The 24,044-nt window shown below is 65.4% G+C and carries 23 protein-coding genes; 16 read left to right on the forward strand and 7 right to left on the reverse strand.

What is annotated here, in order from left to right; all coding sequences use genetic code 11:
• Positions 1-553, reverse strand: a 553-nt coding sequence (locus H8B02_RS09765) for a hypothetical protein (protein WP_229166058.1), incomplete at its 3' end; no start/stop codon positions are given.
• Positions 554-954: 401 nt separating this feature from the next.
• Between H8B02_RS09765 and H8B02_RS09770 the strand changes: the two genes are divergently transcribed.
• The 7 genes from H8B02_RS09770 (at position 955) to H8B02_RS09800 (ending at position 8,819) form a co-directional block, all read left to right on the forward strand.
• Positions 955-1,575 (forward strand): class I SAM-dependent methyltransferase, encoded by a 621-nt coding sequence (locus H8B02_RS09770; RefSeq protein ID WP_229166059.1) that lies wholly within the window; start codon positions 955-957, stop codon positions 1,573-1,575.
• A gap of 23 nt (positions 1,576-1,598) precedes the next feature.
• Positions 1,599-2,009 carry a DOPA 4,5-dioxygenase family protein gene (locus H8B02_RS09775; protein ID WP_229166060.1) on the forward strand — a complete coding sequence of 137 codons (411 nt, stop codon included), beginning with the start codon at positions 1,599-1,601 and terminating at the stop codon, positions 2,007-2,009.
• Between the two features lie 135 nt (positions 2,010-2,144).
• Positions 2,145-4,526, forward strand: a complete 2,382-nt coding sequence (locus H8B02_RS09780) for a putative bifunctional diguanylate cyclase/phosphodiesterase (protein WP_229166061.1) — start codon at positions 2,145-2,147, stop codon at positions 4,524-4,526.
• 290 nt (positions 4,527-4,816) lie between these two features.
• Positions 4,817-5,773, forward strand: coding sequence for a DUF2778 domain-containing protein (locus H8B02_RS09785; protein WP_229166062.1), 957 nt, complete (start codon positions 4,817-4,819; stop codon positions 5,771-5,773).
• Between the two features lie 248 nt (positions 5,774-6,021).
• Entirely contained in the window at positions 6,022-7,071 is a 1,050-nt protein-coding gene (locus H8B02_RS09790; protein ID WP_229166063.1) for an aromatic ring-hydroxylating dioxygenase subunit alpha, read from the forward strand.
• An 8-nt stretch (positions 7,072-7,079) separates the two neighbouring features.
• The gene (locus tag H8B02_RS09795; protein ID WP_092124465.1) at positions 7,080-7,826 is read left to right on the forward strand and encodes a GntR family transcriptional regulator; all 747 of its coding nucleotides are present in this window, start codon (positions 7,080-7,082) and stop codon (positions 7,824-7,826) included.
• 12 nt (positions 7,827-7,838) lie between these two features.
• On the forward strand, positions 7,839-8,819 hold the full coding sequence (locus H8B02_RS09800) for a PDR/VanB family oxidoreductase (protein WP_229166064.1): 981 nt from the start codon (positions 7,839-7,841) through the stop codon (positions 8,817-8,819).
• 25 nt (positions 8,820-8,844) lie between these two features.
• Here H8B02_RS09800 and H8B02_RS09805 read toward each other — a convergent pair whose 3' ends face one another.
• The gene (locus H8B02_RS09805; RefSeq protein WP_229166065.1) at positions 8,845-10,806 is read right to left on the reverse strand and encodes a putative bifunctional diguanylate cyclase/phosphodiesterase; all 1,962 of its coding nucleotides are present in this window, start codon (positions 10,804-10,806) and stop codon (positions 8,845-8,847) included.
• Positions 10,807-11,074: 268 nt separating this feature from the next.
• Here H8B02_RS09805 and H8B02_RS09810 point away from each other — a divergent pair, with 268 nt between their 5' ends.
• The gene (locus H8B02_RS09810) at positions 11,075-12,070 is read left to right on the forward strand and encodes a VOC family protein (RefSeq protein ID WP_229166066.1); all 996 of its coding nucleotides are present in this window, start codon (positions 11,075-11,077) and stop codon (positions 12,068-12,070) included.
• Between the two features lie 7 nt (positions 12,071-12,077).
• Entirely contained in the window at positions 12,078-13,700 is a 1,623-nt protein-coding gene (gene mhpA, locus H8B02_RS09815) for a bifunctional 3-(3-hydroxy-phenyl)propionate/3-hydroxycinnamic acid hydroxylase MhpA (RefSeq protein ID WP_229166067.1), read from the forward strand.
• On the opposite strand, the gene H8B02_RS09820 is transcribed toward mhpA, so the two are convergent.
• The 3 genes from H8B02_RS09820 to H8B02_RS09830 are packed head-to-tail and all read right to left on the reverse strand — an operon-like array spanning position 13,690 to position 17,261.
• Positions 13,690-14,163: a GlcG/HbpS family heme-binding protein gene (locus H8B02_RS09820; RefSeq protein WP_229166068.1), complete on the reverse strand. Its 474-nt coding sequence runs from the start codon at positions 14,161-14,163 to the stop codon at positions 13,690-13,692. The genes mhpA and H8B02_RS09820 overlap by 11 nt on opposite strands.
• A gap of 40 nt (positions 14,164-14,203) precedes the next feature.
• Positions 14,204-15,709, reverse strand: a complete 1,506-nt coding sequence (locus tag H8B02_RS09825; RefSeq protein ID WP_229166069.1) for an aldehyde dehydrogenase family protein — start codon at positions 15,707-15,709, stop codon at positions 14,204-14,206.
• Between the two features lie 10 nt (positions 15,710-15,719).
• The gene (locus H8B02_RS09830; RefSeq protein WP_229166070.1) at positions 15,720-17,261 is read right to left on the reverse strand and encodes a hypothetical protein; all 1,542 of its coding nucleotides are present in this window, start codon (positions 17,259-17,261) and stop codon (positions 15,720-15,722) included.
• A gap of 297 nt (positions 17,262-17,558) precedes the next feature.
• Between H8B02_RS09830 and H8B02_RS09835 the strand changes: the two genes are divergently transcribed.
• The 6 genes from H8B02_RS09835 to H8B02_RS09860 all read left to right on the forward strand — a co-directional run bounded on the left by H8B02_RS09835 (position 17,559) and on the right by H8B02_RS09860 (position 22,080).
• A complete protein-coding gene (locus H8B02_RS09835; RefSeq protein ID WP_173641155.1) occupies positions 17,559-18,326 on the forward strand; it encodes an iron-containing redox enzyme family protein in 768 nt (255 codons plus the stop codon).
• A gap of 21 nt (positions 18,327-18,347) precedes the next feature.
• On the forward strand, positions 18,348-18,692 hold the full coding sequence (locus tag H8B02_RS09840) for a 2Fe-2S iron-sulfur cluster-binding protein (protein ID WP_092124472.1): 345 nt from the start codon (positions 18,348-18,350) through the stop codon (positions 18,690-18,692).
• A 3-nt stretch (positions 18,693-18,695) separates the two neighbouring features.
• Complete coding sequence (locus H8B02_RS09845; RefSeq protein WP_092124473.1) at positions 18,696-18,992, forward strand: ferredoxin; 297 nt, start codon at positions 18,696-18,698, stop codon at positions 18,990-18,992.
• A 12-nt stretch (positions 18,993-19,004) separates the two neighbouring features.
• Positions 19,005-19,334 carry a 2Fe-2S iron-sulfur cluster-binding protein gene (locus tag H8B02_RS09850; protein ID WP_229166071.1) on the forward strand — a complete coding sequence of 110 codons (330 nt, stop codon included), beginning with the start codon at positions 19,005-19,007 and terminating at the stop codon, positions 19,332-19,334.
• 127 nt (positions 19,335-19,461) lie between these two features.
• On the forward strand, positions 19,462-20,271 hold the full coding sequence (locus H8B02_RS09855; RefSeq protein ID WP_229166072.1) for a GntR family transcriptional regulator: 810 nt from the start codon (positions 19,462-19,464) through the stop codon (positions 20,269-20,271).
• 177 nt (positions 20,272-20,448) lie between these two features.
• Positions 20,449-22,080 (forward strand): GMC family oxidoreductase, encoded by a 1,632-nt coding sequence (locus tag H8B02_RS09860; RefSeq protein WP_229166073.1) that lies wholly within the window; start codon positions 20,449-20,451, stop codon positions 22,078-22,080.
• A 190-nt stretch (positions 22,081-22,270) separates the two neighbouring features.
• On the opposite strand, the gene hemE is transcribed toward H8B02_RS09860, so the two are convergent.
• Positions 22,271-23,317 (reverse strand): uroporphyrinogen decarboxylase, encoded by a 1,047-nt coding sequence (gene hemE, locus H8B02_RS09865; protein ID WP_229166074.1) that lies wholly within the window; start codon positions 23,315-23,317, stop codon positions 22,271-22,273.
• A 121-nt stretch (positions 23,318-23,438) separates the two neighbouring features.
• On the opposite strand from hemE, the gene H8B02_RS09870 reads away from it, so the two are divergent.
• The gene (locus H8B02_RS09870; RefSeq protein WP_229166075.1) at positions 23,439-23,624 is read left to right on the forward strand and encodes a hypothetical protein; all 186 of its coding nucleotides are present in this window, start codon (positions 23,439-23,441) and stop codon (positions 23,622-23,624) included.
• 156 nt (positions 23,625-23,780) lie between these two features.
• Here the strand turns inward: H8B02_RS09870 and H8B02_RS09875 are convergent, their stop codons facing one another.
• Entirely contained in the window at positions 23,781-24,020 is a 240-nt protein-coding gene (locus H8B02_RS09875) for a hypothetical protein (RefSeq protein WP_229166076.1), read from the reverse strand.
• Positions 24,021-24,044: the final 24 nt, after the last annotated feature.

Genomic DNA, 24,044 nt, shown 5'->3' on the forward strand with positions numbered 1-24,044 from the left:
CCTCCAGCATCTGCCGGCAGCGCTCCGCGGCGCCGTCGAGCGCCCACCACTGCCGGGCGACGACCATGACCTTGCGGAAGCTGCGCAGCGTGCCGGAGAATTTTTGCGGATCGGCACCCACGATGGCGCCGCAATGGTTCAGCCAGTTCAGCGCCGCATAGATCGCGATGCCGTAGTCCTCGATCGCGGTGCCCGTGAAATCGACGACGGTGTTGTCATGCGCGCGCTGGCGCAGGAAGGCGTCGATCATCTCGGCCTGGCGCGCCGGATCGACCAGCAGCGAGGTGTCCTTCCGCGGCACCATCGGGACATAGCGCATCGCTTCGAGCCGGGTGTGCTCCCAGATCGCCCTGCTATCGCCGAGCAGGTCGCCGGGCTTGCGCTTGCAAGCCGGATAGACCAGCACGCCATCGTCGGCGAGATCGAGATAGCGCGGCACCACCTTGTCGAGCGCGGCGAGAAACGCCGATGGATCGGTGAGGCCGCGCAAGTCGCTGGCGGCGTCGTCCGTCTGTGCAGGCTCGTTGCCGCGTGTCCAGCCGAAATTGGCCATCTCCGGACGCCCCGATCTCAACCTGGCCTTCAGGTTAAATGGAAAATGCGGCGATGCAAATGCGGCATTTGCTGCTGCGCAGCCGTGCGTGTCGGCTGCTGCCGGTTGACGCGGGAGACCGCCGCGCCTAGCTCATGGTTAAGGCATGATGAGATTAGGATGAACTGGAACAGCGTCGAAGGATCACCTCTCCCTTGGGAGAGGTCGATTTGCGCAGCAAATCGGGTGAGGGGTTACGGTCGATCGAGAGAGCGAGAGCCCTCACCCGGATCGCTTCGCAATCCGACCTCTCCCAATGGGAGAGGTGGACCCAGTTCGCGGCGGGCCGATTCAACCCAATCTCATCGCGCTTTAATCATGCGCAATGCGGGTTGTTGTCTCAGCTCCAGGGATCTATCGCCATGACCGCTTCTGACCGGCAATCGCATTGGCAGACCGTCTATCTGACGAAGGGCGAGCAGCAGGTGAGCTGGTCGCAGGCCGATCCGCAGCCATCGCTGGGCTTGATCGAATCCGTCGCGCCCGGCCGCGATGCGTCGATCATCGACATCGGCGGCGGGGCCTCGCGCCTCGTCGATGCGCTGCTGGCGAGGGGCTTTCATGATCTGACCGTGCTCGATCTCTCCGAAGCTGCGCTGGCGAGCGCGCGGGAACGGATCGGCGCGACCAGCGCGGCGGTGCGCTGGGTTGCCGATGATGCGACGGTCTGGCTACCATGGCAGGCTTTCGACATCTGGCACGATCGTGCGGCGTTTCATTTTCTCGTCGCGGAGAGCGATCGCTCGGCCTATCTCGAGAGACTGCATCGCGGCGTCAAGGCAGGCGGCCACGCCGTGATCGGCACCTTCGCACTCGACGGTCCGGAAAAATGCAGCGGACTGCCGGTGCAGCGCTATGATCCCGCAACGCTCAGCCGGACCATCGGTCCGGCATTCGAGTTGATCGCGCGTGAGGCGCATCGGCACGTCACGCCCTGGGGCGCGACGCAGTCATTCCAGTTCAGTGTGCTGCGGCGGAAGTGACCGGCCGCGGAAGGAGAGGCGAAATGACGGACGGGCCAAGGGCGGTCGGCGAGATCGCGAGCTATCACGCCCATGTCTATTATGACCCCACAACCAGCCGGGGCGAGGCCGAACGCCTGCGCAACTGGATGGGCGAGCGTTTCCTGGTCACGCTCGGGCGTTGGCACGACGTCAAGGTCGGCCCGCACGACCAGGCGATGTATCAGGTGGCGTTTGCGGCCGAGCTGTTTCCGACCCTGGTGCCGTGGCTGATGCTGAACCACGGCAGCCTGAGCATCCTGGTCCATCCCAACACGACCAATCCGCGCCGCGATCATCGCGACGATCCGCTCTGGATCGGCACGCCGCTTGCCGTCCATGCCGACAAGCTGCCCGAAGAGTCCGAAATGGAGCAGGCGCCGGCCCCGAACACGTCGCCGACATTGCGTCCCTGAGCGTCGCCGCAGTTGCGTAAAGTTTGACGCAATTCCGTTACAGCCAAGTCGTTTCAAACTCATCGCGTTTTGCAACGTGAGGTTAAGCCGGCATTCCTAGGCTTACCCGACATTTCAGGGTCGGGCGCATTAGGCATGTTCTTTTCGTTTCGAAGCTGGTCACTGTGGCGGGTGGTCGGGCCTCTGCTCGCCATCGTGTTGCTGCTGGGCAGTCTGTCGGCCGGCAGCCTGCAGGTGATGTCCGCGGTGCGCGCCTATGTGGCGGGCGAGAGCCTGTGGTCGAAGGGGCAGAAGGACGCCATTCACGACCTTCAGATCTATGTCAGCACCGGCGCGCCGCTCTATCTGCAGAAGTTTGATGCCGCGATCGCGGTGCCGCTGGCCGATCGCACGGCGCGGCTCGCGCTGGAGGCGCCAGGCAACAACGACGCCGTGGCCCGAGCCGGCTTCGCCAAAGCGGGCAATCATGACGACGACATCGGCGGCCTGATCTGGCTGTTCAAATATTTCCGCACGATGCATCACGTGGCCGGCGCGGTGACGGCTTGGCGGAACTCGGACGCGCTGCTCGATCAGCTGATCGAAATCAGGAACGAGGCCGCCAACGACGTCGCGCTGCATGATCCCTCGGCTGCGACCATCAAGCACTGGGCCGAGCGGATCGGTGCAGTCGACGCCGCACTGAGCACGCTCGCCGTCGATTTCTCCGACCATTTGGGGAAGGCGTCGCGCCAGGTCTCCGCGCTGCTGCTGCTGGTCAATCTCGTGATCGCGGCCTGCCTTGCCGGCATCGTGCTGTTCCACACCCGGCGGATGCTGTGGCGGCGCTGGCTCGCCGAGACCGCGCTCGCCGTCGAGAAGGAGCGCGCCCAGCTTACGCTGGCCTCGATCGGCGACGCGGTGATCGTGACGACGCAGGATGATTGCGTCGGCTATATGAACGGCGCCGCGCAGCGGCTGATCGCATTGGGGCTGGACGTGACCGGATGGCAGCTTTCGTCGCTGTTCAGCATCGCGGAGCAGCCGGTGCGGGGATCGTTCCAGAGCGCCGATGGCGACGACGAAAGCCGGCCGCAGCAGCGGCTCCTGGTGCGGCCGGATCATTCCAGCGTGCCGGTCTCGGTGGTCGAGACCCCGATCGTGCATGCCGGCGAGCCGGCCGGCCGCGTCATGATCATTCACGACATGACGGCCGAGCGGCGGCTGGTCGAGGAACTGGCGTGGGCTGCGTCTCATGACGCGCTCACCGGCCTTGCGAACCGGCGGCAATTCGAGTTCGAGCTGCACAAGGCGATGTCGGGTTCGCCGGTCGTGGGCGCTGATCTGATGCTGATCGACCTCGACCAGTTCAAGATCGTCAACGACACCTGCGGCCACATGGCGGGTGACCGGCTGCTGAAGCAGGTGGCGAAGCTGCTGGCCGCCGAGGTCGGCGACAGCGGGCTGGTTGCGCGTCTCGGCGGCGACGAATTCGGTATTCTGCTGTGTGACGATGGCTCCGCCACACACGACGTTGCTGCCGATGTCGCGGAGCGGATCAGGGCGGTGGTCGAGCAGTCGAGCTTCGTCCATGAGGGCTCGAGCTTCCGGATCAGCGCGAGCATCGGTCTGGTCGCGCTTGCCGACAGCGCCGGCGTGCAGGATGCGTTGCGGCTTGCCGACGTCGCCTGCTTCCTCGCCAAGGACAAGGGACGCAATCGCGTCCAGGAACACCGTCCGTCCGATACCGGCATGGCGGTGCGTGTAGCCGAGATGAGCTGGGTCAATCGCATCCGCAAGGGATTGGATGAGGGACGCTTCTGCCTCTACGAGCAGGAGATCCGTCCGATCAACGGTGCGCTGAAGGGCAATGAGCGGCGAGAACTACTGCTGCGGCTGCGCGACGAGAACGGTGCGCTGGTGCCGCCCGGCAGCTTCCTGCCCGCGGCCGAACGCTACGGGCTGATGCCGCTGATCGACCGCTGGGTGGTTCGCCGCGCCTTCGAGATCATCGCCGATCGCAAGCACCACCCGCGCAAGATTGCGAGCTACGCCATCAATCTCTCCGGCGCCACAATCGGGGACGGCGACTTCGTCGACTTCGTCGCCGAACTGTTCGCGCAGCATGATGTTTCGCCGGCATTGGTGTGTTTCGAGATCACCGAGACCAGCGCCATCTCGAATCTCGACGAGGCGCAGACGTTCATCGCGCGGCTGCGCGAGATCGGCTGCAGCTTCTCGCTCGACGATTTCGGCACCGGCATGTCCTCGATCGCGTATCTGAAGCACCTGCCGGTCGACATCATCAAGATCGACGGCTCGTTCGTGAAGGAGATCCTGAACAGCAAGGTCGATCGCGCGATGGTCGAGATGATCACCAAGACCGCGAAGATCATGCAGAAGCAGGTGGTCGCCGAATTCGTGGAGAGCCTCGCGATCCTGGACGAGCTGCGCCAGATCGGGGTCGACTACGCGCAGGGTTACGCCATCGGCAGGCCGGTCCCGGTGCTCACCCTCCGGGAAGAAAAGATCGCCTGAGTCGCCCAAATTGTCCCGAAACGGGACTTTTTCGGCCTCTCCAGCCCTCCCGGCGCTGATTCTCGGGCACTATCCACCCGAAAAACGTTTAAAAATCCTGTCGTTGCCCGCTCCGTCTCGATTATGCCTTACTCTAATTCCCTGATATAATGAGCGAACGGTGAATCCAACGTGGGCCGGGTAACAGGCCCCAGAGCACCGACTTGGGGATGATGGGTCAACGTACGACGAAAGCAGCCGCGCGTAAGTCGAACCGCGGCGTGTCTCTGGTGGGCAGCACGGCGTTCGCCGTGAGCGCGCTCGTCCTGTCGTCTGGCCTTGCCGCCTGGATGGTCGGCATCGACCCTACCGCATGGCTGCATGGACCGGCACTCGCCAACACCACCGCCTCGTTGAATTTCGACGATCGCTTCGGCGCTCGCTCCACGATCAACACGGCTTCACTCTATTATCCTCTGCGCCGCGGGTTCCGTTCGAGCCGCGGCGATTTCAATTCCGAGTTCGGTCAGATCGAGGACGCGCTGGGCGGCCAGCTGCGTGACACCCAGACCGAGCTACCGACCAGCCAGCCGGCGTCAGCGTCCGTCGCCGCGACCACCACGGCGACATCCACTGTGCCGATGCCGCGGTCGCGGCCGGCCGAGGCCAATCTGCTGGCGCGCAACGATCAGCCGCTGCCGCCGCAGGCGCCGGTGCAGCAGGGCGACAACCGGACGTTCCTGCAGAAGATCGCCGACATGATGCCGGGCAAGCTGCAGCTGGCCTCGATCGATCCGAATGATGGCTTGTTGTCCGGCCCGAGCCCCGATCTCGGTGCGCTCGGTTATGACAGCACCACGGCGGTCTACGACATCACCGGCCGCATCGTGTACATGCCCGACGGCACGAAGTTCGAAGCGCATTCGGGGCTCGGCAATCTGCTCGACGATCCGTCGCATGTGACCGCCCGCAACGCCGGTGCGACGCCGCCCGGCGTCTACGAGATGAAGCCGCGCGAGAAGTTGTTCCACGGCGTGCCCGCGCTGCGCATGACCCCGGTCGATGGCAGCGATACGTTCGGGCGTGTCGGCCTGCTCGTCCACAGCTACATGCTCGGGCCGAACGGCGACTCCAACGGCTGCATCTCGGTCAAGCACTACGACAAATTCCTGCAGGCCTATCGCAGCGGCACCATCAAGCGCATCGCCGTCGTGGTCAGCATCAAGGACGTCAAGTCGGCCTCCACCCGCGCGGCGTCGAACTCCTAATCCGCACACCGGCGCGGCTGGTTCAGCGAATCCGTCAATCACCAGTGAGTCTCCGCACCTCCGGCGCGAAAGCGCCGGGCGATGTGCCGATGGCGCGGCGGAATGCGGCGGCAGAGCTCCCGCCGCTGCTTGATATCGCAATGGTGTATACTGAAATATCCTGTTTAGGTATTTCATTACCATAATTTGCTAAATACATGGTTCGATGTATACATAGAGTATTCGAAGAGATCCCAAGAGGGCAACCGATGCCAAAACCCTTTCCAATGAACGCGTGGTACGCGGCCGGCTGGGATGCCGAGATCAAGCACGCGCTGTTGCCGCGGACGATCTGCGGCAGGCATGTCGTGATGTACCGGAAGGGCGACGGCGAGGCCGTGGCGCTCGAGGATGCCTGCTGGCATCGCCTCGTCCCGCTCTCCAAGGGCCGGCTCGACGGCGACACCGTGGTCTGCGGCTATCACGGCCTGAAATACAATGCGCAGGGCCGCTGCACCTTCATGCCTTCGCAGGAGACGATCAATCCGTCGGCCTGCGTGCGCGCCTATCCGGTCGTGGAGCGCCATCGTTTCATCTGGCTCTGGATGGGCGATCCCGCGCTGGCCGATCCCGCGCTGGTGCCCGACATGCACTGGAATCACGATCCGGCCTGGGCCGGCGACGGCAAGACCATTCACGTCAAATGCGACTACCGCCTCGTGGTCGACAATCTGATGGACCTGACCCACGAGACCTTCGTGCACGGCTCGAGCATCGGCAATGATGCGGTCGCCGAAGCGCCGTTCGACGTCACCCATGGCGAGAAGACCGTGACCGTAACGCGCTGGATGAGGGGCATCGAGGCGCCGCCGTTCTGGGCCAAGCAGTTGCAGAAGCCGGGCCCGGTCGATCGCTGGCAGATCATCCGCTTCGAGGCGCCGTGCACCGTCAACATCGACGTCGGCGTCGCGCCGGCCGGATCGGGCGCGCCGGAGGGTGATCGCTCGCAGGGCGTCAACGGCTATGTGCTCAACACCATCACGCCGGAGACCGAGAAGACCTGCCATTACTTCTGGGCCTTCGTCCGCAATCACCGCATCACCGAGCAGCGCCTGACCAGCGAAATCCGCGACGGCGTCGCCGGCATCTTCCACGAGGACGAGATCATCCTGGAAGCGCAACAGCGCGCGATGAACGAGAATCCGGACCGCGTGTTCTACAACCTCAACATCGACGCCGGCGCGATGTGGGCGCGGCGCGTCATCGACCGCATGGTGGCGAAGGAAAATCCGCCACAGCAATTGCAAGCGGCGGAGTAGGCCGGGCCATGGCGGAACGCGAAGCCGATCGCTCAGTGTCGCACACCGTGCGAGCGCAGCTCGCGCTGCGCGATCTGGTTCTCTCGGGCCGGCTGCGACCGGGCGAGCGCATCTCGGAACTGCAGGCGGTCGAGATCACCGGGGTGTCGCGCACGCCGGTGCGGATGGCGCTGGTCCGGCTGGAGGAGGAAGGCCTGCTGGAGGCGATTCCGTCCGGCGGCTTCATGGTCAAGGCATTCTCCGAACGTGACATCCTCGATTCGATCGAGCTGCGCGGCACGCTCGAGGGCCTTGCCGCGCGCTTTGCCGCCGAGCGCGGCGTGTCGTCGCGCGATCTCGAGCCGCTGAAGGAATGCCTGAGCGAGATCGACGGCCTGGTGCGGCAGGATCCGATCTCGGTCGAAGCCTTTTCGTCCTATGTCGCGCTCAATGCGCGCTTCCACGCGCTGCTCACCGAGCTGTCGCGCAGTCCGCCGCTGATCCGGCAGATCGACCGTGCCTCGGCGCTGCCATTCGCCTCGCCGAGCGGCTTCGTGATGGCGCAATCGGCCTTGCCCGAGGCGCGCCAGATCCTGCTGATCGCGCAGGACCATCATCGCGTCGTGGTCGACGCCATCGAGAACCGCGAGGGCGCGCGCGCCGAAGCGATCATGCGCGAGCATGCCCGGCTTGCGGCGCGCAATCTGCGGCTGGCGCTGCGCAACCGCACTCACCTTGATCTGCTGCCGGCGCTGGCGCTGGTCACGGCCGGCTGAACGGAGCGCGCGATGCGATTCATTGAAACCTGGACATCAGCTACGCTGCTTGCGACGCGCGACCTCACGCCCGGCATCCGCGAATTCCTGCTGCGGCCGGACGATTTCACCGGCGCGCCTTATCCCGTCGGCAGCCACATCGATGTCGGCGTCACCATCGAAGGCCAGCCGCAGACGCGGTCCTATTCGCTGGTCGGCGAGGTCGATCCGCAAGGTTTCCGGATCGCGGTGCGGCACGCACCGGATTCCCGCGGCGGCTCGCGCTATATGTGGTCGCTCGCGCCGGGGGCGCGGCTCACCATCACGCTGCCGACCTCGCTGGTGCAACTCGACTGGACGCGGCGACATTTCTGCCTGATCGCGGGTGGCGTCGGCATCACGCCGATCGTCGGCGCGGCGCAGGCGCTGGTCCGCCGCGATGCCGGCGTGACATTGCACTATGCCGCGCGCACGCGCGGCGATGCGGCCTATCTCGATACGCTCGCGCGTCTGCTCGGCGACCGCCTCATCGTCTATGCCGGCGACGAGGGCAGGCGGCTCGACCTCGACGGCGTCTTCGCAGGCTTGCCGCAGGATACGATGACGTTGTTCTGCGGCCCGATGCGGATGCTCGATGCGGCGCGGCGTGCCTGGGAGGCGTCCGGCCGTCCGATGATTGATCTGCGTTACGAGACCTTTGGATCGAGCGGGCTGCTGCCGACCGAGGCGTTCCGCGTGCGGCTCAGGGGTGAGGGGACCGAGTTCGTGATCCCGCGCGACCGCTCGATGCTGGACGTGCTCAACGAAGCCGGCCATGAGGTGATGAGCGACTGCCGGCGCGGCGAATGCGGCGTCTGCGCGCTCGACGTGGTCGATGTCGACGGCGAGATCGATCATCGCGACGTCTTCTTCAGCGATCACCAGAAGCAGGAGAGCCGCAAGATCTGCGCGTGCGTTTCGCGTGCCCGCGGCACCATCACGGTGGACACCCTGCATCGCGCTGACGCGCCCTGAGGGCTGCGCGGGCGTTCGATCCGGGCTACGCCGCGTGCACCGAGTGCTGCGGATTGTGATCGAGCAGCCCGGAGATATCGCTGCCCGACATCGGCCGGCCGATCAAATAGCCCTGCACCTCGTCGCAACTGGTCTGGCGCAGATATTCGAGCTGATCCGCGGTCTCGACGCCTTCGGCCACGACGCCGATCTGCAGGTCCTGCGCGAGGCCGATCACCGATTTGACGATCGCAGCGCAATCCGGCTGGGTCAGCATGTCCCGGATGAAGGATTGATCGATCTTGATGCGGCTGAACGGCAGCTTGCGCAGATAGGTCAGCGACGAGAAGCCGGTGCCGAAATCGTCGAGCGCGACCGTCAGGCCGAGCTCGAGCAGCCCGTTCAGGATCGCCGGCGCCGATCCATATTTCGAGATCAGCATCGATTCGGTGATCTCGATCTCCAGCCGGTTCGGCGCGACATTGGCCTCGGCAAGCGCCTCGACGATGGTCTGCAGGATGCCGACGTTCTGGAACTGGACCGCGGAGAAATTCACCGCGATCCTGATGTCATCAGGCCAGCGCGACAGCATCGCGCAGGCGCGGCGGATCACCCACTCGCCGAGCTGGTGGATCAGTCCGCTCTCCTCGGCGATCGGAATGAAGACGCTTGGCGGAATCAGGCCGCGCGTCGGATGCTGCCAGCGCAGCAGCGCCTCGAAGCCGGTGACGCGGCCTTGGCGGATGTCGAGGAACGGCTGGTAGACCAGAAACAGCTGGTCGGCCTCGATGGCCTGTTCGAGGTCGCGCTGCAGCGCGCGACGGTCGCGCGCCGACTGGTCGCCGCTGGCCTCGAAGAAGCAGATGGTGCCGGGGCCGGATTTCTTCGCCCGGTAGAGCGCGATGTCGACATGCTTGAGCAGATCGTGGGAGGTGTTGCCGTCCCGCGGCGCGAGCACGATGCCGATGCTGATCGCGCTGGTGATCTCGAACCCGTCGATCGGGAACGGATCGGCAAAGGCCGCGACGAACCGCTCGGCGATCGCGAGCGCATCCTCGGGCCGCGTCAAATTGGACATGATCAGCGCGAACTCGTCGCCGCCGATCCGCGCGACATGTTCGGCCGCGCGCGTGCAGCGCTGCAACCGGGCTGCCAACTGCACCAGGAGTTCGTCGCCCGCCGGATGGCCGAACCTGTCGTTGATCTCCTTGAGGCGATCGAGATCGAGCAGCAGCACCGCGAATTCCTCGCCCGAGCGCTCCAGCCGGCTCAGCGCGCCTTTGAGCGCCTCGTTGAAGGCGACGCGGTTCGGCAGATGCGTCAACGGATCCTGCCGCACCGTCCGTTCGGCCTCGTGCTGGGCGATGATCCGCCGCCTGAACTCGAATGCATTGACGAACACGCCGCGCAGTAGCACGGAGCCGTAGACCAGGACGAGGACGACCATCAGGAGATAGATGAAGTCGCCGTCCCTGCCGAGGCAGATCGCGGTGCCGACGAAGATCGGCCCGGTGAAGGCAATGGCGGCGATCGGGATCGTGGAGAAGGCGAAGGCGCCGCCGGCCAGCATGCCGGCGCAGAGACACGTGATCACCAATTGCGCGCCGCTCGATGCGTTCGCAAAGAAGGCGACCGGGACGACGCCCCAGGCAGCACCGAGCGCCAGCGCATTGCGCACCAGCCGGTACATGGTCCGGCGCGACACGAATTGCGGCTTGGCGATGCGGCGCGATGCGCGCACCTGCATGCCGAAGAACAGCGCCGCGCCGCTCACGGCGGCCGCCCACACCAGCGCGAAGGCCCAATCTGGCGATTGCCACAGTGCAACCGCGAGCACCAGCGCGTTGCAGGCGTTGGCCAGCATGATGCCGAAGGAATAACCGAGCACGAGCGAAACCTGCTCGGCGCGGATGTGGCCGGCAAGCGTTTCGTCTGTCGGTGGTGCGCCGAAGGCCGCGAGGTCACCCGCGAACAAGGCCGCGAAATATGATCTGAGATCGATACGCATCTCACTACATTGCCTGCGTGGTTTGACCATGCGCAGGGACGAAGAATTCTCTGCAAACCTTTGACAAACTATGAACTATTGGAACGAACCGTGCCACGGCGGGCTCACGTTTTGGTTCCCGCCGGCAGGCATTGCTAACAAATCGATACAAATGCGTGATGCGAGGTCACGGACCGGCAGAGATTTGCCCAATCCCACGCGGCTTGATCGCTTGCCGGTTTTTCGCAATGAGTTGGGTTCCCGCGACCGGCAAAACCAGAAGGTGCACATGAGCTTGCCGACCACGAACCACGATCCCGGGTTTCGGATCACGCGGGCCAGCCACGTCGTCCTGACCGTCCGTGACCTCGCGGCGAGCCGGCAGTTCTACGAAAATGTGATCGGGCTGATCCTGACCGCGGAGCAGGGCGATGCGCTCTATTTCCGCGGCGTCGAGGAGGCCTGTCATCACAGCCTTGTGTTGCGCAAGGGCGAACGCGCCGTCTGCGCGCGGCTCGGCCTACGGGTGTTCCAGGACGGTGACCTTGACCGGCTCAAGGGCTTCTTCGAAGCGCAAGGCTGCGAGGCCGCCTGGGCCGAGGTGCCGCACCAGGGCCGGACGCTGCATGCGACCGATCCGGCGGGCACGCCGCTGGAGTTCTGTGCGACCATGCCGGTCGAGCCGCGCATGATCACCCGATTCACCCGCCATGCCGGCGGCTCGGCGCTGCGGCTCGATCATTACCAGGTGCTGACGCCCGACGTGCGCAAGGCGTGCGAGTTCTACACCGCGGCCGGCTTTCGGCTCAGCGAGTATATCGCGCCAGCGGGCACGTTCGATCTGCGCGGCGTATTCCTGCAGCGCAAGGGCAATCCGCACGACATTGTGTTCTTCAACGGCGCGGGGCCGCGGCTGCATCATTTCGCGTTCCTCGCGCCCGAGGTCCATCACCTGCTGAACGCCTGCGATCTCGCCGGCGAGCTCGGCTATGGCGCGGCCGTCGAACGCGGACCCGGGCGGCACGGGCCGGGGCACGCGATGTATGTCTACATGCGCGATCCCGATGGGCACCGCGTCGAGCTGTTCAACACGCACTACCAGATCATGGATATCGAGAACGAGCCGATCGGCTGGGATCCGTCAGACCACAAGATCTCGTTCCCCTGGGGCCTGCCCGCGCGGCAAGCCTGGTTCGAGGAGGCGACGCCGTTCGAAGGTGTCGCGATCCGCGAGCCGCAGGTGAAGCCGAAGCCGTTGACGCTCGAGAGCTACCTCGCGAAGTAGCATGTCGATGTCAGCGAAACCCGGGCATGATCCCTTGTATGACGCGGCCATCGTCGGCCTCGGGCCGGTCGGCGCCATCTTCGCCAATCTGCTCGCGCAAGCCGGCCTGAGCGTCGCCGTCGTCGAGCGCACCGCCGACATCTACGACAAGCCGCGCGCGATCACGCTCGATCACGAGGCGCTGCGCGTGCTGCAGGCGATCGGGCTCGGAGATTTCATGGAGCAGGCGATCGCCCCGCATAACGGCTCTCATTATCTCGGCGTCGACGGCGAGATCATCAAGATCTTCGACCCGATGCCGCCGCCGTATCCGCTCGGCTGGATTCCGAACGTGACTTTCGTGCAGCCGGATGTCGAGCAGGCGCTGCGCGAGAAGCTCGCCGAATATCCGCATGTCGACGTTTTCCTCGCAACGGCCGGCGTGGCGCTCGAGCAGGACGAGCGCGCGGTGACGTTGACGGCGCGGCGCGAGCAAGGTGAGGAGTTCCTGATCCGCGCGCGCTATCTGGTCGGCTGCGACGGCGCCAACAGCTTCGTGCGTAAGCAGCTCGGCATTGGTCTCGACGACCTTGCCTTCGATGAATGGTGGATGGTGGTGGATACGCTGACCAGCGATCCCGCCAAGCGGGCGGCCCGGAGCTTTCAGTATTGCTGGCCGTCGCGGCCGGGCACCTTCGTGCCGGGGCCGCGCAATCTGCGGCGCTGGGAGATCAAGTTGCTGCCGGGCGAGGATCCCGAGGCGGCCGGCGCACCCGACAACGTCGCGAAACTGCTGAAGGGCTTCACCGACATTTCCGATCTCACGATCTGGCGTTCGGCGGTCTATCGCTTTCATGCGCTGCTTGGGCAGCGCTGGCGCGACCGCCGTGTGCTCCTGATGGGCGATGCCGTGCACCAGACGCCGCCGTTCCTCGGGCAGGGGCTGTGCGCCGGCATCCGCGATGCCGTGAACCTTGCCTGGAAGCTGAGGCTGGTTCTCCGTGGCGATGCCGGCGAGACGCTGCTCGACGCTTACGAGATCGAGCGCAAGGCGCATGTCCGCGCCGTCGTGGCCAGCGCCAAGGAGTTCGGCAAGATCATCGGCGAACTCGATCCTGTAGCGGCCGCCGAACGTGACGTGCGGCTGCGCGCCGACCTGAAGGCCGGCAAGGCCGAAACCATCAGGCAGAAATTCATTCCCGATCTCGTCTCCGGTCTGATCGCGCGCGATGCCGTTCTCGCCGGGCGGCTGTTCGTGCAGCCGCATGTGCGTGCGCCGGATGGACGGACGTGCCGGCTCGACGATTTGCTGAGGCTGGAGTTCGCGATCGTGACGGCAGCCGCGGAGCCGATGGCGTGGCTGTCGGACGCGTCCCGTGCCGCTTGGCAGCATCTCGCCGGCGAACGTGTCGTCATCGCCACGTCAGGTGAAAGCGGCGATGCCAACGGCATTCTGAACGTGGTCGAGCGCGATGGGCTGTTCGCCGACTGGATGCGGCAACATGGCGCCGCCGCGGTCATCGTGCGGCCCGACCGTTACGTCTTCGGAGCCGCCGGCAGCGCCGACGAGCTCAATATGCTCGTCGGGCAACTGCTCGAAGGTCTCGGTGCGAGACATCAGTCGTTCCCGGCGACATCAGTCACTTCTTGATGTCGGCGGCGACCAGCACGCGGTGGCCGTGCAGCAGCTCCTGCAAGGCCTGCAGGGCTGCGACGCCGCATTGGGTGTCCTGCTCGCCGTTGCCGCCGCTCAACCCGATGCCGCCGACAACCTCGTCGTCGACGACGATCGGAAAGCCGCCGACGAACACTGCAAATTTTCCGTCAAAACTCCACTGGATGCCGAAGGCTTCGTTGCCGGGCAGGGCAGGTCCGTTCGGTGGCTGGTTGAACAGATGGGTGGAGCGCTTGTGTCCGGCCGCCGTGAACGCCTTGTTCCAGGCGATCTGCGGGCCGGTGACCCGCGCGCCATCCATCCGCTCCAACGCCAGCGGATAGCCGCCGTCATCGGTCACGCAGACCGTCTCCGCAATGCCGATCTCGGCGGATTTGCGGATCGCGGCCGCGATCATGTGGCGGGCTTCGGCAAGTTCGAGTTTGAAAGACTGTCTCATCGCTTTGGTCCAGGATTGGAGTGAAGTCGTCGACCGCGGCTCAGGTGCCGCGGTAGACCGTCTTGATCTGGGTGTAGAATTCGAGGCCGGTGCGGCCGGACTCGCGGAAGGTCGAAGTGCTCGACCGCTTCAATCCGCCGAACGGCGCGTTGATCAAATTGCCGGTGGTGGTGCGGTTGATCTTCACCGTGCCGGACTGGACGTCATTGGCGAAATCGTGCATCGCGCGCGGATTGCGCGTCACGATCGCGGCCGACAGGCCGTACTCGCTGGCATTGGCCTTGGCGATCGCGTCAATATAGCTGTCGACCTCGATGATCGCGATGACCGGGCCGAAAATCTCCTCACGTGCGATCGTCATGTCCTGGGTCACATCGGTGAAGATCGCGGGTGAGACGAAGTATCCGCCGTCATAGGCGGCACCGGTGAGCCGATCGCCGCCATGGAGATGCGTTGCTTCCTTCTTCCCGATCGCGACGTAGCGCAGCACGGTTTCGAGCTGCCTGGCCGTGGCGAGCGGCCCCATCTCCATTCCGCTGGTGAGGCCGCTGCCGATCTTGATCGCCTTCACCTTGGCGAGCAGCCGTGCGGTGAACTCGGCTCGCACCTGCTTCATGACCAGGACGCGGCTGGTGCCGGTACAGGCCTGGCCGGCCAGCGACAGGCCGCCCTTGACGGTCAAATCGACCGCCAGATCGAGGTCGGCGTCGTCCATGACGATCAGCGGGTTCTTGCCGCCGAGCTCCATTTGCGTGCGGGTCGTGAAGCTGACCGCGCGGCAAATCTGTTCGCCGGCGGATGTCGACCCGGTGAAGGAAATCGCGCGAATGACCGGCGGCTCGGTGATCGCAGGCCCGATCTCGCCGGCCTTCCCGGTGATGAAGTTGAGCGCGCCGCTCGGCAGGCCCGCCGCAATCAGCGCCTCCGCCAGACGATAGCCGCTCAGCGGCGCATCGGACGACGGCTTGAACACCACCGTGTTGCCGGTGACGAGGGCCGGTGCGATCTTGCGCGCCGGGATGGAAATCGGAAAATTCCAGGGCGTGATCACCGACACGACGCCGAGCGGCTCGCGCAACGTATAGACCGTCATGTCTGCATCGTCGTTCGGAAACACCTCGCCGGTGAGCGACTGTCCCTCGACGGCATAGAACCGCAGGGTCTGCGCCGAGCGCAGCACCTCGTCACGCGCGAGGCCGAGCGATTTGCCCATTTCCCGCGTCATCTCCCGCGCGATGTGATCGGCGCGGGCCTCGAGATGATCCGCGGCCCGGTTCAGGATGGCGGCGCGTTTGGAGATCGGCGTCCGCCTCCAGCCTTCGAACGCCGCGGCCGCGGCATTGACGGCCGCTTGCGCATCGGCGGCGGTCGATTCCTGGAAGCGTCCGACCAGGTCGCTGGTGTCGGCGGGATTGATGTTCACGAACGATCTGCCGGAGGTACTCGGGATCCGCTCGCCGGCGATCAGGTTCGGAAATTCCTCGATCCCTGCGCTGCCCTCCGCGGAAGGGGGCGCGTTGCGTATCGTCGTTTCAGCTATCGTCACAGGATTCTCCTCAATGCCAGATCAGCACCGCGCAGACGGTCGACACCGCGAGCCCGGTCAATACGGGGATCATCGCCGTCCGCACGATCTGGAACACGGGGACGCGCGCGAAGCCGGCCACTGCGATCAGCGACGACCAGGCCACCAGGGTGCCGCCGCCGGTCCACACCGCGCCCATCTGGCCGATCGCGGCGAGCGTCGCGGGCTCCATTCCGACCGACGGTGCCAGCGCGCCCGACAGTGAGCCGGTCAGCGGCAAGCCGGCAAAGCCCGAGCCGTCGATGCCGGTGATCATGCCTGATATCAGGATGCCGAAGGCGACGAAAATCTCGTTGCCGGGGATCCAGGCCTGAGCGGTCTGGATCAGTTCGAACAGGAGGCTCGGCGCCTGGGCCGCGGGCACCCCGAGGATCGGCGCAGACAGGCCCGGCTCGGCGCCGAGAAAGAAGAACCCCGCGATCGGCAGCACGGAGCCCATCGCCTTGAATGCGAAGACGAAGCCTTCGGTGACGTGGTCGGCGCTGGTGTCGAGGAATTTGCGCAGGTCATCGGTGATGAAGGATGCGCAGATCATCAGGATCGCGGCGACGCCGCCGACCAGTGCGGCAGCGTCGCCGCCCTTGAGGTCGTGGCCGATGCCAAGCTTGGCCAGCACCATCACGGCGATGACGCAGAGAAAGGCGAGCGGGGTCGCAACCGCAAAGAATTTCGACCAGCCTTCGCGGCGCGTCGGCACCCCGGCGAGTTCCTTGTCGATCTGCGCCTGGGTCGCGAGCGGCCGCTGGCCGTCGGCGGTGCCGCGTGCGATCTCCGCCTTGTCGAAGCTGCCTTCCTGCTCCAGCCGCGCCAATTCGCCGTTGCTGGACTGCGCCTGCCAGCGCTCCAGCAGCCGCTCGTCGGGCTTGGTGATCGACTTGCGGATCGAAAGATAGGCGAGCGTCAACGCGATGCCGCCCGTGATGAGCGACAGCACCAGCGCGCGGTCCGCGACGGTGGCGGCGCTGACCGCGGCGCCGGCCGCCTTGGCGCTGATCCCGGGCGCAACGCCGATCACATAGTCCGACGACAGCGCCATGCCCTGTCCGGCGATCGCGATCGCAATGGCACCGCCGAGCGGCGACAGGCCGGCCGCAATCGCCGCGGGCAGCAGCACCGCGGACACCAGCGGCACCGCCGGCGTCGGCCAGAAGAACAGCGAGATCACATAGGTGATGGCGGCAAGCACGAAGTAGGCGGTGTGTCCGCTCTTCATAATGGCGCGGAACGGTTCGACCATGCGAATGTCCGAGCGCAGCACCTTGAGCGCGTTCAGCAGCGCCGTCATCAGCGCGATCACCAGGAAGATGTTGAAGAGCTCCTTGGCGGCGGTGAAGCTCGCGTTGAAGACGCTGGCAAGCGCCGCGACCGGGCTGTGCGTCCAGGCAAGCGCGACCAGGAGTGTCGCGATCACCGACGGCACCACGACGTTGGCGCGCCAGATCATGGTGAGAACGATGACGGCGACGCCGAGCAAATAGACCCAGTGCGCGGCAACGATCGGAGCGTGCTGCATGGTTGTTGCTTCCCCCTCTAATGCGGTGAATAATGTATACTGTATTCCGCAATGGCAAGCGCAAATTGCGAGCTTGCAATCCGTGCGTCGCAAAAGGATGGGGCATTTTTTGTGCATTAGAAGCAAAAAATAGCGGCAATTCAATGCGGTTGGTGTCTGGTGGGATGGACGGCGGGGAACCCGGCCTTCGGTGTTGACAGGCGCCAAGATAGTATACAGTATACCGAAATAGCCGACCGAAACGAACCGATGGTCCGTTGCCGGACGGCGATTTCTTCACGGCACAGGAGCGCCACGATGCAAAAGCTGATGGATCACGTGGAATTTCGAGCGGCCCTCGAAAATGCCATCAAGGGAAAGAGCGCCAACAAGGCTCCGTTCAGCGTCGCCTGGGCGAGCGGCAAGCTCAGCCGCGCGCATCTCGCGCGCTGGGCCGAGAACCACTACCACTATGTCGGTCCGTTCGCCGACTACCTCGGCTACATCTATGCGCGGATGCCGGAGCAGTACCAGGAAGCCAAGGACTTCCTGCTCGCCAATATGTATGAGGAAGAGATCGGGGGCGACCGTCACACCGATCTGCTGATCCGCTTCGCGGAGGCCTGCGGCACGACTGCGGCGCGCATCAAGAACCCCGACAACATGACGCCGACGACGCGCGGGCTGCAGAGCTGGTGTTATGCGGTCGCGATGCGCGAGGATCCGATCGTCGCGGTGGCCGGCCTCGTGGTCGGTCTGGAATCGCAGGTGCCCTCGATCTATCGCAAGCAGACGCCGACCCTGCGCGAGAAGTACAAATTCACCGATGAGGAAGTCGAGTTTTTCGACCTTCACATCGTGTCGGACGAGATTCACGGCGAGCGCGGCTACCAGATCGTGCTCGAGCACGCCAATACGGTCGAGCTGCAGCAGCGTTGCCTCAAGATCTGCGAGATCGGCGCACAGATGCGGCTGCTCTATACGACCGCGCTGTACCACGACTATGTCGCAAGCGACATTCCGCTGGCGGAGCTTGATCTTGCCAGCGGCGTCTCCGCTGAGGAACGCGTGCTGTTGCAGGCCTGAGCCGCGGGGAGCAGCGGCGCGATGCCCAACGTCATCTTTCACCGCAACGGCGAGACCTTTGTCGGCGAGGTCAAGGAGAATACCAATCTCGTCGTCCGCGCCGGCATCCGCCAGTTTCCCTATCCCAACTTCCTTTACGGCTGCGGGATGGGGAAGTGCGGGAAGTGCGCGTCGCTCATCATCAAGGGCGGCGAGCACTTGCCGGAGCCGAACTGGAAGGAAAAGAAGCGCCTCGGTGCCAGGATCGAGCAGGGCTATCGCCTCGCCTGCCAGCTCTGGCTCACGCATGACGTTGAATTGTCGCAGGAGGCAGCCCCGCTGGTCGACGTCGTCGCGCCGGCCGGCGCCGCGGTTGGGAGGACGTGACCGATGTATGTGATACTGACGAGTAAGCCGGGGCAGTTTCGCACCGAGATCGCTGACGGCCTGCGGCCGCTCGCGGCCTACGACTACCTGTTCTACGGCATCAGGAAAGCCACGTTCGTGATTGCCGAGCTGGTCGAGGAGACCAAGGTCAGGGTGATCGACGAGGCCTGGTCGCCGCCGATCGTGAACGAGGTGCCCTCGAAATTCCTCGAGAAGTTCGAGACCCCCGAGCGGGCGCTGCACGAGCTCGAGCACCTCATCACATTCGGTCACATGGACACCAAGCTGCGCAAGCGCTGAGCGGATGGCGGGATGATCGAAGTCACGTTTCTGACCAATGGCGGGAAAACCGTCACCGCGGCGGAGAACAGCAATCTACTGCGCGTCTCGCTGCGCGAGCAGGGCGGCATTCCGTTCAAGTGCGGCGGCGGCCTGTGTGGAACCTGCAAATGCCTGATCGAGAAAGGCATTGAGAACACCGATGCGATCAAGCCGAAGGAGCGGAAGCACCTCACCGACGCGCAGTTCGCCGCCGGCTATCGGATGGCGTGCCAGACCTTTCTCACCGGCAGCGTGAGCGTGTCGTGGGTGCCGAAAGCCGCGGTGCCGCCGGCTCGACCTGTAGCTGTTGACGGCGAATGAGCGCGGCTTGATGGCATGCAGCCGGCGGTCTAAATACGCAACTGCGGTCAATCGGCCAGGACTCTGGCAGCTCGTTGGACCTCCGGTGTCCATGCATTGAGCGAAGCGCGGCCGGACAGGTCGGTTCATGGCAGGCAAGCTCGGAAGCTCCAAACGTCTCGGCGACGACTACCTCTCCCTCCACGGCAGGGTCATCGAGGAGCTGCGGCAGGCGATCCTGAGCCGGCGGCTGAAGCCCGGCGAGCGGCTGGTCGAGGGCCGCCTCGCCGATGAGCTCGGTGTTTCCCGCAATCCCGTGCGCGAGGCGATCCGCGTGCTGGAGTCGGAGGGGCTCGTCGAGGTGACCGCGCGGCGCGGTGCCTCGGTCATCACGATGAGCGACGAGGAAGCGCGCGAGACCGTCGAAGTCCGCGCGCTGCTCGAGGGACAAAACGCGCGCCTGGCTGCGCGTCGCCGCGAAGAGAGCATCATCAAGCGGATCGCGGCGGTGTTGAAGCAGGGCAACGAGGCGGTCGCGGGACGGCGCTACGACCTGTTGTCGGATCTCAACCAGCAATTCCATCATGAACTGGCGGAGGCCGGCCGCAACCGCGTGCTCGCCGATCTGCTGAAGCGCCTGCGCGAGCGCACGGCGATGCTGTTCGCACCCACCGATCCGGTGCGCCAGGCGCGGACCTGGGATGAGCACGCCGCGATCCTGCGCGCCATCATCGCCGGCGACGAGCGCGCTGCCGCGACGCTTGCCGCCGAGCACGTGATGCGCGCCGGTGCGGATTTTCTCTCGAGCCTCCATGTGCCCGATGAGGAGACCTCGCTGGAGGCGGCGTCGGCGAAATACGGCCTGCCGTCCGGCTCCCGCGTGGATCAGACGGTGACCAAGCCGACGCGCCGGAACCAGCAGCGCGCCGGTACGCGGCGGCGAAAAGCAGAGAGCTGAACGCGCCCGTCGCGTTGATGGTTTGTGGCCGCCGATCCCGCGGTTAGAGGTCCGGTGGTACCGCTCCGGATCGTCAGCTAACTTTCTTGACCGTATCTGCCACGCTCGCTACGTCTCTTCCCAATGCTGGGCAGGGGCGCAACCCTGCCGGCCGCGCCGCATGGCCGGGGGAAACCAATGAACAACAACAAAGATGGCGCGTCGCCGAACGACGTCGCCGAATTTGATTACGTGATCGTCGGCGCCGGCTCGGCCGGCTGCGTGCTCGCCAACCGCCTGAGCGCCGACGGCAAGCATTCGGTGCTGCTGCTCGAGGCCGGGCCGAAGGACACCAACATCTGGATCCATGTCCCGCTCGGCTACGGCAAGCTGTTCAAGGAAAAATCCGTCAACTGGATGTACCAGACCGAGCCCGAGCCCGGCCTGAACGGGCGGCAGGTGTTCCAGCCGCGCGGCAAGGTGCTCGGCGGCTCCAGCTCGATCAACGGCCTGCTCTATGTCCGCGGCCAGCACGAAGACTATGACCGCTGGCGGCAGCGCGGCAATGCCGGCTGGGGTTATGACGACGTGTTGCCCTATTTCAGGAAGGCGGAGGATCAGCAGCGCGGCGGCGACAAATATCATGGCGCGGGCGGTCCGCTGCCGGTATCGGACTGGCGGCATGCCGATCCGCTGTCGGAAGCTTTCGTGCATGCCGCGGCCGAGGTCGGTATCCCGACCAACCCGGATTTCAACGGCGCGACCCAGGAGGGTGCGGGCTTCTTCCAGACCACGACGCGGCGCGGCCGGCGCGCCTCGACGGCGCGGTCCTATCTGCGGCCGGCGCTGACGCGCGGCAATCTGCATGTCGAGACATCGGCGCTGGCGCAGCGCATCCTGTTCGACGGCAAGCGCGCGAGCGGCGTCGCGTACAGGCAGAACGGGCAGTTGCGCACGGCCAAAGCGCGCAAGGAGGTGCTGGTGTCGAGCGGCGCGTACAATTCGCCGCAATTGCTGCAGCTCTCCGGCGTCGGCCCCGCCGATCTGCTGAGGCAGCATGGCATCGAGGTTCTGCTCGATGCGCCCGGCGTCGGCAACGACCTGCAGGATCATATGCAGGTGCGCATCGTCACGCGCTGCGCCCAGAGCGTCACGCTGAACGACGTCATCAACAATCCGGTGCGCCGCGTCATGGCCGGCCTGCGCTACGCGGCGTTGCGCAAGGGGCCACTGACGATTGCCGCCGGCACGTCGGGTGCGTTCTTCAAGACCAGTCCGCGGCTGGCATCGCCCGACATCCAGATCCACTTTCTGCCGTTCTCGACCGACAAGATGGGCGAGAAGCTGCATCCGTTCTCAGGCTTCACGGCGTCGGTCTGCCAGCTTCGTCCGGAGAGCCGTGGCTCGCTGAAGATCAGGAGCGCGGACCCGAGCGTGCCGCCGGAAATCCGCATCAACTATCTGGCGACCGAGACCGATCGCCGCGCCTTCATCGACGGCATCCGCATCCTGCGCAAGATCCTGGCCGCGCCGGCGCTGAAGTCATACTCGGTCGGGGAGGTCGATCCCGGCGCCAAGGTGGTCAGCGACGACGATCTGCTCGATTTCTGCCGCCGCACCGGCAGCACGGTCTATCATCCGACCTCGACCTGCCGGATGGGCAACGATGCGCTCGCGGTCGTCGACCAGCAGCTCAAGGTGCGCGGTGTCGAGGGTCTGCGCGTGGTCGATGCGTCCGTCATGCCGGACCTGATGTCGGGCAATACCAACGCGCCGACGATCATGATCGCGGAGAAGGCGTCGGACATGATTTTGGAGGATGCAAGGTAGCAGTCTTCAGTTCCGTCATCCTGAGGAGCGCGCTCTTGCGCGCGTCTCGAAGGATGCACGGCCCCGATATTTCGATGCGCGGCCCGTGGCGAGACCCGGGCCATCGACCCTTCGAGACGACCGCTCCGCGGTCTCCTCAGGGTGACGGTGACAAAGTGGGCCGGGGGCCGCTAACCCGCGCCACGAGGCCTCACCCCCTATGCGCGCGCACCCGTGCGACCATCTGCTCGACATGGGCGATCGGCGTCTCCGGCAGGATGCCGTGGCCGAGATTGAAGATCAGCCGGCCGCTGCCGAAGTTCTCCAGCACATCGTCGACCGCGCGGTCGAGCGCGGCGCCGCCGGCGATCAGGGCCAGCGGATCGAGATTGCCCTGCACGGCGACGCGGCTCTGCACGCGCTCGCGGATCATCGACGGCTCGGTGGCCCAGTCGATCGAGACGGCATCGACGCCGGTTTGCTCGACATAGGCCGGCAGCATGCCCGCCGCGCCGCGCGGAAAGCCGATGATCCGGGCACCGGGGACCTGCTTGCGCACCCCGGCAACGATGCGCCGGGTCGGCTCGATCGACCAGCGGGCGAACTCGCGTGGCGGCAGCACGCCGGCCCAGGTGTCGAAGATCTGCAGGCAATCGGCGCCGGCCTTGAGCTGGCCGACGAGGTAGTGGATCGAGTTCTCGACCAGGACGTCGATGATCTTGGCGAAGGCGTCCGGATGGCGGTAGGCGAGCATCCGTGCGGGCGCCTGGTCCGGCGTGCCCTGTCCGGCCACCATGTAGGTCGCGACCGTCCATGGCGCGCCGCAGAAGCCGATCAACGTAATGTTCGGCGCAAGCTCGCGGCGGACGCGGCGCAGGGTTTCAAAGACCGGCTCGAGCTTGTCGAAATTGGCCCGGGTGGCCAGCGTCGCGATCTCGCCGGGCGTTGCCAGGGGATCGAGTCGCGGCCCTTCGCCGGCCTCGAAGCGCACCGAACGGCCGAGCGCGTAGGGGATCACCAGGATGTCGGAGAAGATGATGGCGGCGTCGAAGTTGAACCTGCGGATCGGCTGCAGCGTGATCTCGGTGGCGAATTCGGGCGTGAAGCAGAGATCGAGGAAGCCGCCGGCCTTGGCGCGCAGCTCGCGATATTCCGGCAGATAGCGGCCGGCCTGCCGCATCATCCAGAGCGGCGGCACGGCTTGCCGGTGGCCCGACAGGAGGTCGATGAGCGGCTTCTTGGTGGGATCCTGGGGCACGCGAAAGTTCCTGATCAAGGTCAAAATTTGGCCCCTGATACACGCTGCGGCGCAATGGGCCAAGGCGGTTCTGGAACCCCGGTTTGCGGAGGGGCGTTGTCTCCCGGAATGGAGGGACGACATGGCCGAGAAATTCGATCCTGCTGGACATGACAAGCACGCCGAGAAGCCGCACGAGGCACGGGCTGCCGACCGCAAGGCACGCTCCCGATTGAAGGAGGGGCTGGAGGATACCTTCCCGGCCTCCGATCCGGTCAGTGCCACGCAGCCCGCGCCGTCGAAGCACGACGGCAATCGGGACAATTAGCTATTATATCCCAGCGCTCGCTAACCACGATGCGAAATGGGTTCAGTCGTGCGAGGAGCGGCTCACTGCGGAGCGGTGGTTCGAAGCACACCGCGCCCGCGGTGTGGGGCGCGATCGCCGCGGCAGGAATCGCCGTATCGTGATGCGCTGGACCGGCTAGACCGGACCGCTTTCGGGGCGCTGCACCCGGTCAAATTCGAAGGTCACGCCGAGCCGGCGCTCCAGCCGCCAGACCAGAATGCAGTGCCGCCGGATCGGTTCGCTCTCGATCTCGAGATCGAACGCGAACGGAATTGCGACATCGCCTTCCACGGCCAGCCCCGCGCCGCCGGTCGAGATGTTGAGCACAAGGCATCCGACGCTGGCGTTGCGGAAGAAGATCGTTCCGCGCTTCATCAGGACGGTTCGCTGGCTGTCGGT

Source organism: Bradyrhizobium altum, from assembly GCF_020889705.1.
GTDB lineage: Bacteria > Pseudomonadota > Alphaproteobacteria > Rhizobiales > Xanthobacteraceae > Bradyrhizobium > Bradyrhizobium altum.

Coding starts and splice junctions, on each gene's coding strand:
- H8B02_RS09770 (WP_229166059.1), top strand. CDS start 955: ATGACCGCTTCTGACCGGCAATCGCATTGGCAGACCGTCTATCTGACG.
- H8B02_RS09775 (WP_229166060.1), top strand. CDS start 1,599: ATGACGGACGGGCCAAGGGCGGTCGGCGAGATCGCGAGCTATCACGCC.
- H8B02_RS09780 (WP_229166061.1), top strand. CDS start 2,145: ATGTTCTTTTCGTTTCGAAGCTGGTCACTGTGGCGGGTGGTCGGGCCT.
- H8B02_RS09790 (WP_229166063.1), top strand. CDS start 6,022: ATGCCAAAACCCTTTCCAATGAACGCGTGGTACGCGGCCGGCTGGGAT.
- H8B02_RS09795 (WP_092124465.1), top strand. CDS start 7,080: ATGGCGGAACGCGAAGCCGATCGCTCAGTGTCGCACACCGTGCGAGCG.
- H8B02_RS09800 (WP_229166064.1), top strand. CDS start 7,839: ATGCGATTCATTGAAACCTGGACATCAGCTACGCTGCTTGCGACGCGC.
- H8B02_RS09805 (WP_229166065.1), bottom strand. CDS start 10,806: ATGCGTATCGATCTCAGATCATATTTCGCGGCCTTGTTCGCGGGTGAC.
- H8B02_RS09810 (WP_229166066.1), top strand. CDS start 11,075: ATGAGCTTGCCGACCACGAACCACGATCCCGGGTTTCGGATCACGCGG.
- mhpA (WP_229166067.1), top strand. CDS start 12,078: ATGTCAGCGAAACCCGGGCATGATCCCTTGTATGACGCGGCCATCGTC.
- H8B02_RS09820 (WP_229166068.1), bottom strand. CDS start 14,163: ATGAGACAGTCTTTCAAACTCGAACTTGCCGAAGCCCGCCACATGATC.
- H8B02_RS09830 (WP_229166070.1), bottom strand. CDS start 17,261: ATGCAGCACGCTCCGATCGTTGCCGCGCACTGGGTCTATTTGCTCGGC.
- H8B02_RS09835 (WP_173641155.1), top strand. CDS start 17,559: ATGCAAAAGCTGATGGATCACGTGGAATTTCGAGCGGCCCTCGAAAAT.
- H8B02_RS09840 (WP_092124472.1), top strand. CDS start 18,348: ATGCCCAACGTCATCTTTCACCGCAACGGCGAGACCTTTGTCGGCGAG.
- H8B02_RS09845 (WP_092124473.1), top strand. CDS start 18,696: ATGTATGTGATACTGACGAGTAAGCCGGGGCAGTTTCGCACCGAGATC.
- H8B02_RS09850 (WP_229166071.1), top strand. CDS start 19,005: ATGATCGAAGTCACGTTTCTGACCAATGGCGGGAAAACCGTCACCGCG.
- H8B02_RS09855 (WP_229166072.1), top strand. CDS start 19,462: ATGGCAGGCAAGCTCGGAAGCTCCAAACGTCTCGGCGACGACTACCTC.
- H8B02_RS09860 (WP_229166073.1), top strand. CDS start 20,449: ATGAACAACAACAAAGATGGCGCGTCGCCGAACGACGTCGCCGAATTT.
- H8B02_RS09870 (WP_229166075.1), top strand. CDS start 23,439: ATGGCCGAGAAATTCGATCCTGCTGGACATGACAAGCACGCCGAGAAG.
- H8B02_RS09875 (WP_229166076.1), bottom strand. CDS start 24,020: ATGAAGCGCGGAACGATCTTCTTCCGCAACGCCAGCGTCGGATGCCTT.